Genomic DNA, 15,783 nt, shown 5'->3' with positions numbered 1-15,783 from the left:
TCTGCGTGTGCCGCGCGTGGTCGAAACGCATCCGTAATGCGATGGTCGTAGCGTGACGCGAGTGTCCCGCATGACCTTGATCGAGAACGCCCACGTCGTCACCGTCGACCCCGACGGGCGCGAACTGCCTGCGGCGTCGGTGTTGATCGACGGGACGAGAATCGTCGCGGTCGGCGATCCGCCCGGGACACTTCCCGACGACGTGACCCGGATCGACGGCACCGGCTGCGTACTCACGCCGGGGCTGATCAACACCCACCATCACCTGTACCAATGGGTCACCCGCGGCCTCGCCGCCGACCACACCCTGTTCCAGTGGCTGACGACCCTGTACCCGATCTGGGCGGGTATCGACGAGACGGCCGTGCGGACCGCTGCGCTCGGCGGGCTGACATCGCTGGCGCTGTCCGGATGTACGACGACCACCGATCACCACTACGTGTTCCCCGCCGAGGGCGGCGACCTCCTGGGCGCCGAGATCGACGCCGCCGCCACGGTCGGCCTCCGCTTCCACCCCACCCGCGGGTCCATGGACCTGTCGGAGAAGGATGGTGGGCTGCCGCCGGATTCGGTGGTGCAGAGCATCGACGAGATCCTGACCGCCAGCGCCGACGCGGTGGCGCGCTGGCACGACACCTCGCCCGACGCGATGCTGCGGATCGCGTTGGCCCCCTGCTCCCCCTTCTCGGTCACCACCGATCTCCTCCGCGAATCCGCCGGTCTGGCCCGCGAACTCGGCGTCCGGATGCACACCCACCTCGCGGAGTCGCTCGACGAGAACACGTACTGCGACGAGCATTTCGGCTGCACTCCCCTGCAGTACATGGAGTCGGTCGGCTGGGTCGGCGACGACGTGTGGTTCGCACACGGCATCGAGTTCGACGACGACGAGATCGGCCGGCTCGCCGCCACCTCCACCGGGGTCGCCCATTGCCCGACCTCCAACGCACGGCTGGGAAACCGGATCTGCCGCACCCGTGACCTCGTCGACGCCGGTGTGCCGGTCGGCCTCGGGGTCGACGGCGCGGCGTCCAACGAGTCGTGCCGGCTGCTCGAGGAGGCACATCAGGCGGTGCTCATGGCCCGCGCCCGGGGCGGACCCACCGCACTGACCACCCGCACCGCGATCGAGCTCGCCACCGTGGGCGGTGCCCGCGTGCTGGGCCGCGAGGCCGACACCGGATCGATCGAGGTCGGCAAGCTCGCCGACCTCGTCCTGTGGGACCTGACATCGGTGGCACACAGCGGAATCGAGGATCCGGTGGCCGCGTTGGTGTTGGGCGCCATCCCGCCGATCGCGGGCAGCTGGGTCAACGGGCGGCCCGTGGTGGCCGGCAATCAAGTGCTCACCGTGGACGCCGAGGAAGTGGCCGCCGATGTCGCCGCCGAACACCGCCGACTCATCGCGAAGGCCGGGTGATGGATCTCCACACCGTCGAGGCCTACCGTCACGCCCGCACGCGTGACGACCTGCGGCTGGCGCCGGGCGAGAGTCTCGTCGCCGGAGGCACCTGGTTCTTCTCCGAACCACAGGTCGACACCACCGGAATCGTCGATCTGACCACGATGGACTGGCCCCACATCGAGGAGTTGCCCGACGCCGGATTACGCATCGCGGCGACCTGCCCGATCGCCGAGATCGCCACGCTCACACCGCACCCGGCGTGGCGGGCACACCCGCTCTTCGCGCAGTGTGTGAACGCGTTGCTCGCCTCGTTCAAGATCTGGAACCTCGCGACGGTGGGCGGCAACATCTGCCGCTCGTTCGCCGCGGCCTCCATGGTGTCGCTCACCGCGGGACTCGATGCGGTGGCGGAGATCTGGTGCCCCGACGGCACCGACCGTCGCGTCGCCGTCGCCGACCTCGTCACCGGGAACGGCACCAACGCCCTGGGGCGCGGTGAAGTGCTGCGCGCCGTCGACATCCCCGGCTCGTCGATGCGTGCACACACCGCGTTCGGCAAGATCGCACTGGCCCAACTCGGCCGGTCGGGGGCGGTACTGACCGGGCGTCGCGACGAGGACGGCACGACGGTCATCGGGATCACCGCCGCGACAGCGCGTCCGAGGCTTCTACGCTTCGCCGGGGTGCCGGCGGCGACCGAACTCCGCGATCGTGTGCTCGCGCTCGACGGCTACTACACCGACCCCCTCGGGTCGGCCGACTGGCGGCGCGGCGTATCCGCGGTGCTCGCCGAGGAGATCCGGACCGAACTCGCCGACGAGGTGGGCCGGTGAGGTTCTCGGTCAACGGCACCGACCAGGACGCGAACCCCCGTCCCGGCCAGTGCCTGCGCACCCTGCTCAGGGAGACAGCGCATTTCGAGGTAAAGAAGGGCTGCGACGCCGGTGACTGCGGCGCGTGCTCGGTGCTCGTCGACGATGTTCCCGTGCACTCGTGCATCTATCCGGCGCAACGCGTCGACGGTCGTTCGGTGACCACCGTCGCCGGGCTGGGCACACCCACCGACCTGCATCCGATGCAGCAGGCGTTCGTCGACAACTTCGCGTTCCAGTGCGGGTTCTGCACGGCCGGGATGATCGTCACCGCATCCACCCTCGAGGCCGCCGACGTCGACGACCTGCCGCGGCGCATGAAGGGAAATCTCTGTCGCTGCACGGGATATCGCCCGATCCGAGCGGCGATCGCCGAGGGCGTCGCGGCCGCGGACCACCCCGTGTCCGCTCCCCGGGGCGGATGCACGGTCGGGGAATCGGCCGAGCCACCGGCTGCCCGGCGGGTGGTCACCGGCACCGAGCCGTACACCTTCGACACCGCCGTGCCGGGGATGACGTATCTGCGGGTGCTGTCGTCGCCCCATCCGCACGCCCGCATCACCGCGATCGACACCACCGCCGCCGAACGGGTCGAGGGTGTGCAGCTCATCCTCACCCATGAGAACGTGCCCACCCGCCGCTTCTCCACCGCCCGACACGAGCACCGCGAGGACGACCCCGACGACACCCTCATGCTCGACTCCGTCGTACGGTTCGTCGGGCAGCGCGTCGCCGCGGTGGTCGCCGATACACCGGCGGCCGCCGAAAAGGCCTGCCGCCTCATCGATGTCACCTACGACGTGCTGCCCGCCGTGTTCGACCCCGACGAGGCGCGCCGCCCCGGGGCGCCGGTCATCCACCCCGACCGCACCCCGCTCGATCGCGTCAACCACGCCGACCGCAACATCATCGCCGACTTCCACCACGGGTTCGGAGGCGACGTCGATGACGCGCTCGCCGCGTCGCCCGTGACGGTGTCGGGCACATGGTCGACGGGGCGGGTGTCCCACGCGCAGTTGGAGACCCACGGCAGCATCGGGTGGCTCGACGAGGACGGCCGGCTGGTGATCCGGACCAGCACTCAGGTTCCGTTCCTCGTCCGCGACGAACTCGCCCACGTCCTCGACCTCGACCGCGACCGGATCCGCGTGTTCAGTGCCCGCGTCGGCGGCGGTTTCGGCGGCAAACAGGAGATGCTCACCGAGGATCTGGTGGCGCTGGCGGTGCTGCGCACCGGACGACCCTGCGGGTACGAGATGAGTCGCGCCGACGAGATGACCCGGACCACCTACCGTCATCCGTTCCGCGTTCGCGTCGACCTCGGCGCCGACGACACCGGACGTCTCACGGCGCTACGCATCGACGTGCTGTCGGATACCGGCGCCTACGGCAACCACGCGATCGGGGTGATGTTCCACGCCTGCGCCGAGTCGATCTCGGTGTACAACTGCCCGGTGAAGCGGGTGGATGCCGAGGTCGTCTACACCAACAACCCGCCGTCCGGGGCGTTCCGCGGATATGGCCTGGGGCAGGTCATCTTCGCCGTCGAGTCGGCGCTCGACGAGCTCGCGCTGCGCCTGGACCTCGACCCGTTCGACCTGCGACGGCGCAACATGGTGGCCGACGGCGACCCGCTGCTGATGGCGCACGAGGAGCCGGAACCGGATCTGCTCTTCGGCAGCTACGGACTCGATCAGTGCCTCGACCTCGCCCAGCAGGCGCTGGCGCGCGGCAACGGCGTGGACCCACCCGCCGGTGACCGGTGGCGCGTGGGTGAGGGAATGGCCCTGTCGGCCATCGCGACGATGGCGCCACGGGGCCACATCGCCCGCGTCCGAGTCAGTGTCGACGAAGACGGCGTGTACCGCGTCGGCGTGGGGACCGCCGAGTTCGGCAACGGCACCACCACGGTGCACACCCAGATCGCCGCCACCACCATGAACACCGGCCTCGACCGGATTCGGTTGCGCCACGGCGACACCGACGCCGCCGACTACGACACCGGCGCCTTCGCCTCGGCCGGGACGACGGTGGCGGGCAAGGCCATCCACGCGGCGTGCGTCGCCCTGCGCGAGACGATGGTGACCCTGGCGGCGACCGTGGCCGAGGCCGAACCCGACACCGTGCAGATCGACCGCGACGGCGCGCTCGTCGGGGATCGTCGGATCACCTTCGGCGAACTCATCGACGCGGCCGACGACACGGGTCAGACGCGTCGACTCGAGGCGTGCGGCGAGGAGACCGGCGAGTTCCGCTCGATCGCGTTCAACGTGCAGGCCTTCCGGGTCGCGGTGGACGTCGAGACCGGGGTCGTGACGATCCTGCAGTCGGTCCAGTCCGCCGACGCCGGCACGGTGATGAACCCGGCACAATGCATCGGGCAGGTGGAAGGCGGTGTCGCACAGGCGATCGGATCATCGCTGTACGAGGAGATCATGCTCGAGCGCGGGGTACCACTGACCAACGTGTTCCGGACCTATCGGGTGCCGCAGATGGCCGATGTGCCGACCACCGAGGTGTATTTCGCCGAAACGTCTGACGAACTCGGTCCGTTCGGCGCGAAGTCGATGAGTGAGTCCCCGTACAACCCGGTGGCGCCCGCCCTGGCCAACGCCATCAGGCGGGCGATCGGCGTCCGTCCGTACGAACTGCCGATGTCACGCGACCGCGTCTGGCGTCTGGCGCAGGGCTGATCGCAGGCTCACCGCCCGGAGATCACCCGCGCAGCAAACCCTTTGCCACGTGGGTCACCTGGATCTCGTTGCTGCCGGCATAGATCATCAGGGACTTCGCATCGCGGGCCAATTGCTCCACTCGGTACTCGGCCATGTAGCCGTTGCCGCCGAACAGTTGCACGGCCTCCATGGCGACCTCGGTGGCCGCACGTGAGGAGTAGAGCTTCATCGCCGACGCCTCCGCCAGGCTCGGTGGCTTGCCGGCCTTGGTGCGCTCGATCGCGTTGAACAGCATGTTCTGCACGTTGATCCGGGCCACCTCCATCTCGGCCAGTTTGAGCTGGATGAGCTGGAACTGGCCGATCTCCTGACCCCACAGGGTGCGGTTGCGGGCGTAGTCGATCGACAGCCGTTGCGCCTCGTTGATGATGCCGAGCGACAGGGCCGCGATGCCGACACGTTCGGCGGTGAAACCGGCTTTGGCTCCCTCGCCGCCGCGGGTGTCGGTGCCGGTGTCCTCGGTCTCGCCGAGCAGGCGGTCTGCGCCGAGTCGTACGTTGTCGAAGAACAGCTCTCCGGTCGGCGAGCTCATCATGCCCATCTTCTTGAACGGCTTGCCCTGGGTCAGTCCGGGCATCCCCTTGTCGAGGACGAAGGACAACACCTTGCGGTCCCGCATCGGGGTGTCACTTCCGTCGTCGAGTTTGGCGAACACGACGATGGTGTCGGCGTAGGGACCGTTGGTGATGAACGTCTTCTGGCCGTTGAGCACGTACTCGTCGCCGTCACGTCGGACGGTGGTTTTCATGCCGCCCAGCGCATCCGAGCCGGAGTCGGGTTCGGTGATCGCCCAGGCGCCGACCTTCTCCATCGTGACCAGTTCGGGCAGCCAGCGCTTCTTCTGTGCGAGGGTTCCCTTGCCGCGGATCGTCGAGGCGGTCAGTCCCATGCTGACGCCCATCGATCCGACGAGTCCGAGACAGACGCCCGCGAGTTCGATGTTGAGGATCATGAACATCGAGCTGGACATGTTGCCGCCACCGCCGCCTCCGGTGGGCTTCGTGCCGGCGGCCTCGGCCTCGAGTTCCTTCTCGAGCGCTTCGGCGGCCATCGCGTCGACGCCGAAGGTGGACAACAGCTTGCGGGTGATGTCGTAGGGCGGGAGCACTCCGGTCTCGAGCTCGTCGATGTGCGGACGGATCTCCTTGTCGACGAACGCCCGCAAGGCATCTCGCACCATCAGATCTTCGTCGGACCACTCGAACATCGCCATACTCCCCACAGCCGGACCCCGCGTCGCAGCGGGCTGAACATGTTTCACTTACCGCCACGTTACTGTGTCAGGAGTCACTCGCGAAGTAAAGAGACATACTCGGCACTTCGTGTCTTCGCTCGCCGGCACGCACGACTGCGGGTCCGGCCGGCCCGTCGAATTCCCCGCTCACCAGGCACGACGCGGCGTTGTCGGAGGTGTGGGGGATGATGGCAGAGTGCCTCGCGCCGCGTCCGTCCTCGACCGCTTCACCGCCCCCACCCGGCGGTGGTTCAGCGGCGCGTTCGACGAGCCGACGCCGGCCCAGACCGGTGCCTGGTCGTCGATCGCCGATGGCCACAACACCCTGGTCATCGCGCCCACCGGCTCCGGCAAGACCCTCTCCGCGTTCCTGTGGGCACTCGATCGGCTCGCCGCCCGACCGGAACGCCGCCGCGGTACGCGGGTCGTCTACATCTCCCCCCTGAAAGCCCTGGCCGTCGACGTGGAGCGCAACCTGCGCGCGCCGCTGACCGGCATCACCCGCGCCGCTCAGGAACTCGATCTGCCCGAACCCGACATCACCGTCGGGGTGCGCTCCGGTGACACCCCGGCGGCTGCGCGCCGGGCGCTGGTGAAGTCACCGCCCGACATTCTCATCACCACCCCCGAATCGCTGTACCTGATGCTGACGTCGGCCGCGCGCGAGACGCTGACCGATGTCGAGGTGGTGATCGTCGACGAGGTGCACGCGGTGGCCGCGACCAAACGCGGCACACACCTGGCGCTGACCCTGGAACGGCTGGACGAACTCCTCGACCGGCCCGCCCAGCGGATCGGCCTGTCGGCGACGGTTCGCCCGCCGCAGGTGGTCGCCGAGTTCCTCAGCGGTTCCGCGCCGTACCAGGTCGTCCGGCCCAAGGCGGCGAAGACATTCGACCTGCGGGTCGACGTGCCGGTCGAGGACATGGCCAACATCCCGCCGCCACCCCAGGCCGACGAGGCCGCCGAGCTCGACGACGCGTTCTCCCCCACCGCCGGTTCGTTGTGGCCGTACGTCGAGTCATCGATCGTCGATCTGATCGAGAAGAACCGGGCGACGATCGTGTTCGCCAACTCCCGACGCCTGGCCGAGCGACTGACGGCACGGCTCAACGAGATCCATGCCGAACGCTCCGGCACGACGAGCACCGGGGCGAGGAATCCGACCGTCCCGGGTGGTGCGCCCGCCAACATCATGGCCAGCGGATCGAGCGGGGGTGCCGAGCCGATCCTGGCACGGGCGCACCACGGTTCGGTCAGCAAGGAACAGCGGGCCGAGATCGAGGACGACCTCAAGACGGGACGGCTGCCGTGCGTCGTGGCGACCAGTTCGCTGGAACTCGGCATCGACATGGGCGCGGTGGATCTCGTCATCCAGGTGGAGGCTCCGCCGTCGGTCGCCGGCGGCCTGCAACGGATCGGCCGTGCGGGTCACCAGGTCGGCGAGATCTCGCAGGGCGTGCTCTACCCGAAGCACCGCACCGACCTGATCCATTGCACAGTCACGGTGGAGCGAATGCTCGACGGCGCCATCGAAGAACTGCGGGTGCCGCAGAACCCGCTCGACATCCTCGCGCAGCAGACGATCGCGGCGGCCGCCGTCGACGACCTCGACGTGGACCAGTGGTTCGACGTGGTCCGCCGTGCGGCGCCGTATCGGGAACTGGGCCGGCAGGTCTACGAGGCGACCCTGGATCTGATCTCCGGGCGATTCCCGTCCGACGAGTTCGCCGAACTGCGCCCCCGGGTCACCTGGGACCGCGATGCGGGCACGCTCGTCGGTCGACGCGGCGCACAACGCCTGGCGGTGACCTCCGGTGGTTCGATTCCCGATCGCGGCCTATTCGGCGTGTTCATGGTCGGCGAGAAGGCCACCCGGGTGGGTGAACTCGACGAGGAGATGGTGTACGAGTCCCGGGTGGGCGACGTGTTCGCGCTCGGCGCCACCAGCTGGCGGATCGAGGACATCACCCACGACCGGGTGATGGTGTCACCGGCGTTCGGCCAGCCCGGCCGGCTGCCGTTCTGGATCGGAGACACACTCGGCCGGCCCGCCGAACTCGGCGCCGCCATCGGCAAATTCACCGGCGCCGTCGCCGATCCGGACGTGCTCGCCGAGCATGCGCAACGACTCGGTCTCACCGAGTACGCGCAGCAGAACCTGGCGGCGCTCATCGCCGAACAACGCGACGCCACCGGACATCTGCCCACCGACCGCACCCTGGTGGTGGAACGCTTCCGCGACGAACTCGGCGACTGGCGGCTGATCCTGCACTCCCCCTACGGCTTACGCGTGCACGCGCCGTGGGCGAGCGCCATCTCCGCCCGTCTGCTGCAGACCCTCGGCCTCGAAGGCGCGACCACCGCCTCCGACGACGGCATCATCGTGCGTCTCCCGGACACCGACGACGATCCGCCCGGCACGTCGGTGTTCGTCCTCGACCCCGACGAGATCGAGCAACTCGTCACCGATGCGCTCGCCGATTCGTCGATGTTCGCCTCCCGGTTCCGCGAATGCGCCGCCCGGGCACTGCTGTTGCCGCGACGCGATCCGGGCCGACGCGCACCGCTGTGGCAGCAGCGCCAGCGCAGCGCTCAACTGCTCTCCGTCGCAGCCAAATTCCCGGACTTCCCGATCGTCCTCGAAGCCGTCCGGGAGTGCCTGCAGGATGTGTACGACCTCCCCGCGCTCACCGATCTGCTCACGCGCATCCGGCAGCGACGGGTTCGCGTCGTCGAGACCGAGACACCGAGTCCCTCGCCGTTCGCCGCGTCGATGCTCTTCGGTTACGTCGGCGCCTTTCTGTACGCCGACGATGCGCCGATCGCCGAGCGCCGTGCGGCTGCACTGTCCCTCGACACCAGTCTGCTGGCACAGCTGTTGGGCCGTGTCGATCTCCGCGAACTGCTCGACCCCGCCGTCATCGCCGAGGTCACCGCCAGATTGCAGCGCACCGCGCCGGAACGCCGCGCCCGCGACGCCGAGGACGTCGTCGACCTGCTGCGGTGGCTCGGGCCGCTGACCAACGGCGAGGTCGAGGACAGATACCAGGGAGAGTTGCCCGCGTCCGAGCACCTCACCGAACTGCACCGGACCGGTCAGATCATCTCCGTGAATCACCGACGACGGGCGTTGTGGGCGTCCATCGAGGACACCGCACGCCTGCGCGACGGCCTCGGGGTGCCCGCACCTCGGGGCATCCCCGCCACCTACCTCGAACCGGTGGCCGATCCGGTCGGAGACCTGGTCAACCGGTTCGCGCGCACCCACGGGCCGTTCACTCTCACCGACGCCGCCGAGGCCTTGGGCATGGCGGTCGGCGTCGTCCGGGACACCCTGATCCGGCTGGCCGGTGAGCGGCGGGTCATCGAAGGCGATTTCCTGCCCGACACCGCGGCCGCCCCGTACACCACCCAGTGGTGTCACGCCGATGTCCTCGGACAGATCCGCCGCGGATCGTTGGCCGCGAGCCGCGCCGAGATCGAGCCGGTGGGGCACGATGTGCTCGCCCGATTCGTCGCGTCCTGGCAGCACGTCACCACCGAGGGACAGCTGACCGGGGTGGACGGTGTGGCGACCGTGATCGACCAGCTCGCCGGGTATCCCGTACCCGCCTCGGCGTGGGAGTCGCTGGTGCTGCCCGCCCGTGTCTCCGACTACGCACCGTCGATGCTCGATGAGCTGCTCAGCTCGGGTGAGGTCATCTGGTCCGGGCACGGCCGGATCGGCGGCTCGGACGGATGGATCGCGATGCACCCGGTGGACGTCGCGCCGTTGACCCTTCCACCGCCCGACGACATCGACACCACCGCCCTGCACGAGCGCCTGACCGCGCTCCTGGACCCGGGTGGCGCTCTGCGTTTCGGTCAGATCGTCGACTCCCTCACCGGCGACGGCGCACCGCCGGCAGCCGATGTCAAAGCGGCCGATGTCGAAGCAGCGCTGTGGGATCTGGTGTGGGCCGGTCGGGCGAGCAACGACTCGTTCGCTCCGGTCCGGGCTCTGCTCGCGCCACGTCGCACCACCTCCGCGGCGCGGTCGGCACCGGCCCACCGGGCCCGTGGCCGCGCTCCGCGGCTCCGCGCCCAGCGTCTGTCCACGCGATATCTGACCGAACACGGCGCCGGTCGCGCGGTCGCGCCGACCGCGAGCGGGCGCTGGGTGACGATCGACCGGATCGACACCGACGCAACCGTCGCCACGCAGGCGTTGTGTGACCAATTGCTCGCGCGTCACGGCGTGATCACCCGCGGCAGTGTCGCCACGGACGGCGTCACCGGCGGGTTCGCGCGGATCTACAAGGCCCTCACCGTGTTCGAGGACAACGGGCAGGTCCGGCGCGGCTACTTCGTCGACGGCCTCGGGGGTGCCCAGTTCGCCTCGACCGCCACCGTCGACGAACTCCGGCGTCACTCCCTGGACGATCGCCGTGCGCAGCCGGCAATCGTGCTGGCCGCGACCGACCCGGCGAATCCGTTTGGTGCCGCCCTGAGTTGGCCTGCCACGACCGTCGACGACGGCGGACATCGACCCGGACGCAAGCCCGGGGCGCTGGTCGTGGTGGTGGGTGGTGAGCTCGTCGTGTTCGTCGAGCGAGGCGGCAAGACCATCCTCACATTCACCGACACGGACGGAGCACTACGGTCGGCGGCCGACGCGCTCGCCGCACTCGTCCGCTCCGGCAGGGTTTCGCGGCTGATGATCGACCAGGTTGATGCGCAGCCCGCCCTGACGTCGAGTTTCGGCCGAACGCTGGTCGAGGCCGGCTTCGCCACCACGCCGCGCGGGATCCGGATGCGCTACGGGCAGCATGCCTGAGGGCGACACCGTCTTCGCGGCAGCCACCCGGCTGCGCGCGGCGCTCGAGGGACAACGGTTGGTGCGCACGCAGTTCCGGGTACCGTCTCTGGCCACCGTCGACCTGGCGGGCCGGACGGTACGGTCGGTGCGTTCGGTGGGCAAGCACCTGCTGATCGACGTGGCCGGAGCAGACGACGATCGACCGGAGTCTGGTGCGGTGAGCATTCATTCGCACCTGAAGATGGAGGGCGCCTGGCACGTACACGCGGTGGGGTCGCGCTGGCGCCGACCCGGTTTCCAAGCGCGCGTGGTCCTCCGGACGGCCACCAGCGAGGCCGTCGGGTTCGAACTCGGGATTCTGGAGTTGACCGAAACCCCGGAGGAGGATCTGGCCTACCTGGGCCCGGACCTGCTGTCCGACGACTGGGACCCTGCCGAAGCCGTCCGACGGATCGAGGCGGTGCCCGACGAATCCATCGGTGTCGCGCTGCTCGACCAGCGACTCATGGCCGGTATCGGCAACGTCTATCGCAGCGAACTCTGCTTCCTTCGAAAAGTGTTGCCCACCCGAGCAGTTCGGGAGGTCGACATCGCGTCGATGGTGGAACTCAGCCGCCGGGTGCTGTGGGCGAACCGGCTGCGCAGCGCGCGCACGACGACCGGTCAGACCGCACCCAACGCGCGACTGTGGGTCTACGGGCGGCGCGGCCAACTGTGCCGGAGATGCGGATCGCCGATCGAGCGAGACCAGCTCGGCTCGATCGGCGAGGATCGCGTCATCTACTTCTGTCCGAGGTGTCAGACATGAAGTGTCCGCGACGGCAGTACCGAGGCGATACCCGCCCCCGAATCAGACCGGGTACCGTTCCGGCTCAGGGCCGAACAGAAACCGTCGGCCGGTGATCTCGGTGACCGAGATCTCGACGTAGTTGTACTTCATCGTGGGAATCCATGGACGAAGCGGCAACTCGTCGGCAGCGGCGACGTCTCGTGTCGACACCAGTACGCGTGCAGTGCCTTTCGCGACCACGCTCCAGCCACCCGCATCGGTGTGCGCGTCGGCCTCGAAGGCGACGTTCTCGTTGACCACGATCTCGGAGAGCTTCGTGCCCTCTCCGGTGCGGAAGAGAATCCGTCCCTCACCCGCATAGAAGTTGACCGGGAAGATATCCGGCTGACCGTTGACGCTCAGGGCGATTCGCCCGAGCTCGACGTCACCGAGAAGCTTCCAGGCCTCGTCGATGGCGAGTTCCTGTACCGCATTGTCGACCATGTTCTGCCCTTCTGCCATGTACTATTGTCTGCCCGACGACACGGTGCACACCAGGGTCCAAGGTCCCGAATCCGCCGTCGCGAACCGCCGATTCACTCCGGAACCGGTACGGGTTCCAAGATCTCCGGCCTCGCCTCGGGCGCGGCGGCACGTAGTGCGTCGGCCGAGTCGTCGTCGGGTTGCCGCTGCGAGGCGACTTCTGCCTCGACCCGGGCGACGTAGGTCGCGACCTCGAAAGCGGTATGTGCATCGGACCATCCGAGGATCGGCGCCAGCAGTTCGGCGACCTCCTGCGCGCAATCCACACCGCGGTGCGGATATTCGATCGCGATCCGGGTACGACGGGCGAGTACGTCTTCGAGATGCAGTGCCGCCTCGTCGATTGCGGCGTAGACCACCTCGACTCGCAGGTACTGCGGCGCCGCCGCCAACGGTCGCAGCAGCGACGGGTCGTCGTCGGCGTAGTAGAGCACATCGTCGATCAGGGAGCCATACCGGTTCAGCAGGCGACGAATCCGGTAGGGGTGCAATCCGAATCGGTGGCCGAGGTGCTCGCACTGGTTGATGAGCGCGAAGTAGCCGTCCGCGCCGAGAAGGGGAACCCGCTCGGTGATGGACGGTGCGACGCGGGTCGGGATGAAGTCGGTGCAGGCGTCGACCGCGTCTGCGGCCATCACCCGATAGGTGGTGTACTTCCCGCCGGCGATGGAGACCAGCCCCGGTGCCACCGTCGCCACCGCGTGCTCGCGCGACAGCTTCGACGTCTCGTCGTCCTCCCCGGCCAACAGCGGCCGCAACCCGGCGTAGACACCTTCGATGTCGTCGTGCGTGAGTTTGGTGACCAGCACCTCGTTCACCTTGTCGAGGATGTAGTCGATGTCGGCGCGGGTCGCCGCCGGATGTGCGAGGTCGAGATTCCAGTCGGTGTCGGTGGTCCCGATGATCCAGTGGGTCTCCCACGGGATCACGAACAGCACGGAGGCCGCGGTACGCAGGATGATCGCCGTCTCGCTGACGATGCGGTCCCGCGGCACCACGATGTGCACCCCTTTCGAGGCGCGGACCCTGAAGTGTCCCCGTTGCTTTGACAGTGCCTGGACCTCGTCGGTCCACACTCCTGCCGCGTTGATCACGCAGTGTCCGCGGATCTCGGTGGTCTCACCGTTCTCCGAATCGCGCACGCGCACACCGAGAACACGGTCGGACTCGCGCAAGAAGCCGGTCACCTGGGTGGAGGTGCGGATCACCGCGCCGTAGTTCGCCGCGGTCCGGGCGACGGTGAGACTGTGCCGGGCATCGTCGACAACCGTGTCGTGATAGCGGATGCCACCGATGAGCGAGTTGCGTTTGAGCGCCGGCGCGACCCGTAACGCCCCGGACCGGGTGACATGGTGCTGTCCGGGAACCGATTTCGCGCCACCCATCCGGTCGTAGAGGAACAGACCCGCGGCCACATACGGGCGTTCCCACACCCGCTGGGTGAGCGGATAGAGGAACGGTAGCGGCTTCACCAGATGCGGTGCCAGCAACCGCAACGAGAGTTCGCGTTCCCGCAGCGCCTCACGCACGAGCCCGAACTCGAGTTGCTCGAGGTAGCGCAACCCGCCGTGGAACATCTTCGACGACCTGCTCGACGTCCCGGACGCGATGTCGCGCGCCTCCACCAGCGCCACCCGCAATCCACGGGTGGCAGCGTCCAGAGCTGCTCCGACGCCGACGACTCCGCCGCCGATCACCACGATGTCGAACTGTTCGTCACCCAGTCGCCGCCACGCCTCCGCACGGTAGAGCGGGCCCATATCCGCTGGTCGGTCCGGGTTGAACTCGGTGTTCATGCTTGCCCAGCGTAATTGATCTCGTCCGATGCCACCGCGTGCGACACTGGCGGCGTGGGTAGCGCAAACACTTTCGTCGCCGCCGTCGACCAGGGCACCACCTCCACCCGAGCGATGGTCTTCGACCGCCGCGGACGGGTGGTCAGCAGCGAGCAGATCGAGCATCGACAGGTGTTTCCGCAGGCCGGCTGGGTGGAGCACGACGCATCGGAGATCTGGCGCAACACCCGTCGGGTGGTGGCGGCCGCGTTGGCGTCGGCGGACCTCAAGTACGGCGACATCGCCGCCTGCGGTCTCACCAACCAACGTGAGACAACTCTCATCTGGGATCGCGCGACGGGCGAACCGATCCACAATGCCATCGTCTGGCAGGACACCCGTACCAACGACCTGTGCACCGAACTGGCCGGGGACGTCGGCGTCGACCGATACCGCGACCGCACCGGACTGCCGCTGTCCACCTACTTCGCCGGCCCGAAGATCCGGTGGCTGCTCGACAACGTCGACGGGGCCCGCGAGCGCGCCGAGGCCGGCGAACTGTGTTTCGGCACAATGGATTCGTGGACCACGTGGAACATGACCGGCGGGCGTGACGGCGGCCTGCACATCACCGACGTCACCAATGCGTCGCGCACCATGTTGATGGATCTGCGCACCCTGGCCTGGGATGAACAGATCTGTGCCGAGATGGGTGTGCCGACGTCGCTGCTGCCCGAGATCAGGAGTTCGTCGGAGGTCTACGGCCCGTTGCGTGAGCACGGGTCGCTGCCCGGGGTCCCGCTGGCCGGCATCCTCGGCGATCAGCAGGCCGCGACCTTCGGTCAGGCATGTCTCGATCCCGGCGAGGCCAAGAACACTTATGGAACAGGCAATTTCCTGCTGCTGAACACGGGCACCGAGCCGGTGTTCAGCCAACACGGGCTGTTGACGACCGTCTGCTACCGCATCGGCGACCAGGCCCCGCGGTACGCTCTCGAGGGCTCGATCGCGGTGACCGGGTCACTCGTGCAATGGCTGCGTGACAACCTCGGGCTGATCTCCCAGGCCGCCGACATCGAGGCGCTCGCGGCGTCTGTCGACGACAACGGTGGCGCCTATTTCGTGCCGGCCTTCTCCGGGCTGTTCGCCCCGCGCTGGCGGCCCGACGCGCGCGGCGTCATCGTCGGGCTGACGCGGTTCGTCGACAAGGGGCATCTCGCGCGGGCGGCGTTGGAGGCCAGCGCCTTCCAGACCCGCGAGGTGATCGAGGCGATGCAGGCCGACTCGGGTGTCGAGTTGTCGACGCTCAAGGTCGACGGCGGGATGGTGGTCAACGACCTACTCATGCAGTTCCAGGCCGACATCCTCGACGTCCCGGTGGTGCGCCCCGTGGTCAACGAGACGACCGCGCTCGGCGCCGCATACGCCGCAGGCCTGGCGGTGGGCTACTGGGAGTCCGAGGACGAGATCCGGGAGAACTGGGCCGAGGACCGCCGCTGGGAGCCGGCGATGGATACCGCCACCCGCGACGGCCTGTACGCGGGCTGGAACCGCGCGGTCGAACACAGCCTCGACCTCGCCTGACCTGCCCCGGAACGCCCTGCACCACACGCGCACCCAGCCACCATCCGCGCACTGTGCGACGTGCG

At 68.6% G+C, this 15,783-nt stretch carries 9 protein-coding genes; 6 read left to right on the top strand and 3 right to left on the bottom strand.

What is annotated here, in order from left to right; genetic code table 11:
• Window positions 1-61: 61 nt before the first annotated feature.
• Genes V1Y59_RS05115 through V1Y59_RS05105 form a run of 3 tightly spaced genes read left to right on the top strand, consistent with a single transcriptional unit; the run spans window position 62 to window position 4,970 of the window.
• Window positions 62-1,420, top strand: coding sequence for an 8-oxoguanine deaminase (locus V1Y59_RS05115; protein ID WP_330503753.1), 1,359 nt, complete (start codon window positions 62-64; stop codon window positions 1,418-1,420).
• Window positions 1,420-2,238 (top strand): FAD binding domain-containing protein, encoded by an 819-nt coding sequence (locus tag V1Y59_RS05110; protein WP_330503752.1) that lies wholly within the window; start codon window positions 1,420-1,422, stop codon window positions 2,236-2,238. Before V1Y59_RS05115 ends, V1Y59_RS05110 begins: the two co-directional genes overlap by 1 nt.
• Window positions 2,235-4,970, top strand: a complete 2,736-nt coding sequence (locus V1Y59_RS05105) for a molybdopterin-dependent oxidoreductase (protein ID WP_330503751.1) — start codon at window positions 2,235-2,237, stop codon at window positions 4,968-4,970. Before V1Y59_RS05110 ends, V1Y59_RS05105 begins: the two co-directional genes overlap by 4 nt.
• Before the next feature lie 22 nt (window positions 4,971-4,992).
• Here V1Y59_RS05105 and V1Y59_RS05100 read toward each other — a convergent pair whose 3' ends face one another.
• A complete protein-coding gene (locus V1Y59_RS05100; RefSeq protein WP_330503750.1) occupies window positions 4,993-6,219 on the bottom strand; it encodes an acyl-CoA dehydrogenase family protein in 1,227 nt (408 codons plus the stop codon).
• Between the two features lie 223 nt (window positions 6,220-6,442).
• Here V1Y59_RS05100 and V1Y59_RS05095 point away from each other — a divergent pair, with 223 nt between their 5' ends.
• Both V1Y59_RS05095 and V1Y59_RS05090 read left to right on the top strand, forming a co-directional pair.
• Window positions 6,443-11,065 (top strand): ATP-dependent helicase, encoded by a 4,623-nt coding sequence (locus tag V1Y59_RS05095; RefSeq protein ID WP_330503749.1) that lies wholly within the window; start codon window positions 6,443-6,445, stop codon window positions 11,063-11,065.
• A complete protein-coding gene (locus tag V1Y59_RS05090; RefSeq protein ID WP_330503748.1) occupies window positions 11,058-11,855 on the top strand; it encodes a DNA-formamidopyrimidine glycosylase family protein in 798 nt (265 codons plus the stop codon). The genes V1Y59_RS05095 and V1Y59_RS05090 overlap by 8 nt, the downstream gene beginning before the upstream one ends.
• A gap of 42 nt (window positions 11,856-11,897) precedes the next feature.
• On the opposite strand, the gene V1Y59_RS05085 is transcribed toward V1Y59_RS05090, so the two are convergent.
• The gene (locus V1Y59_RS05085) at window positions 11,898-12,320 is read right to left on the bottom strand and encodes a pyridoxamine 5'-phosphate oxidase family protein (RefSeq protein WP_330503868.1); all 423 of its coding nucleotides are present in this window, start codon (window positions 12,318-12,320) and stop codon (window positions 11,898-11,900) included.
• Between the two features lie 92 nt (window positions 12,321-12,412).
• Window positions 12,413-14,155, bottom strand: coding sequence for a glycerol-3-phosphate dehydrogenase/oxidase (locus V1Y59_RS05080; protein ID WP_330503747.1), 1,743 nt, complete (start codon window positions 14,153-14,155; stop codon window positions 12,413-12,415).
• A gap of 54 nt (window positions 14,156-14,209) precedes the next feature.
• On the opposite strand from V1Y59_RS05080, the gene glpK reads away from it, so the two are divergent.
• Window positions 14,210-15,718 carry a glycerol kinase GlpK gene (gene glpK, locus V1Y59_RS05075; RefSeq protein WP_330503746.1) on the top strand — a complete coding sequence of 503 codons (1,509 nt, stop codon included), beginning with the start codon at window positions 14,210-14,212 and terminating at the stop codon, window positions 15,716-15,718.
• Window positions 15,719-15,783: the final 65 nt, after the last annotated feature.

The sequence above is a fragment of the Gordonia prachuapensis genome (genome assembly GCF_036350515.1).
GTDB classification, from domain to species: Bacteria; Actinomycetota; Actinomycetes; order Mycobacteriales; family Mycobacteriaceae; genus Gordonia; species Gordonia prachuapensis.
The sequence above is the reverse complement of the archived record's forward strand: the minus strand, read 5'-3'. Positions and strand labels throughout refer to the sequence as shown.

What these genes read in the sequence shown, in the direction of transcription:
- V1Y59_RS05090 (WP_330503748.1), top strand. Translation starts at nt 11,058, where the DNA reads ATGCCTGAGGGCGACACCGTCTTCGCGGCAGCCACCCGGCTGCGCGCG.
- V1Y59_RS05080 (WP_330503747.1), bottom strand. Translation starts at nt 14,155, where the DNA reads ATGAACACCGAGTTCAACCCGGACCGACCAGCGGATATGGGCCCGCTC.
- V1Y59_RS05110 (WP_330503752.1), top strand. Translation starts at nt 1,420, where the DNA reads ATGGATCTCCACACCGTCGAGGCCTACCGTCACGCCCGCACGCGTGAC.
- V1Y59_RS05100 (WP_330503750.1), bottom strand. Translation starts at nt 6,219, where the DNA reads ATGTTCGAGTGGTCCGACGAAGATCTGATGGTGCGAGATGCCTTGCGG.
- V1Y59_RS05085 (WP_330503868.1), bottom strand. Translation starts at nt 12,320, where the DNA reads ATGGTCGACAATGCGGTACAGGAACTCGCCATCGACGAGGCCTGGAAG.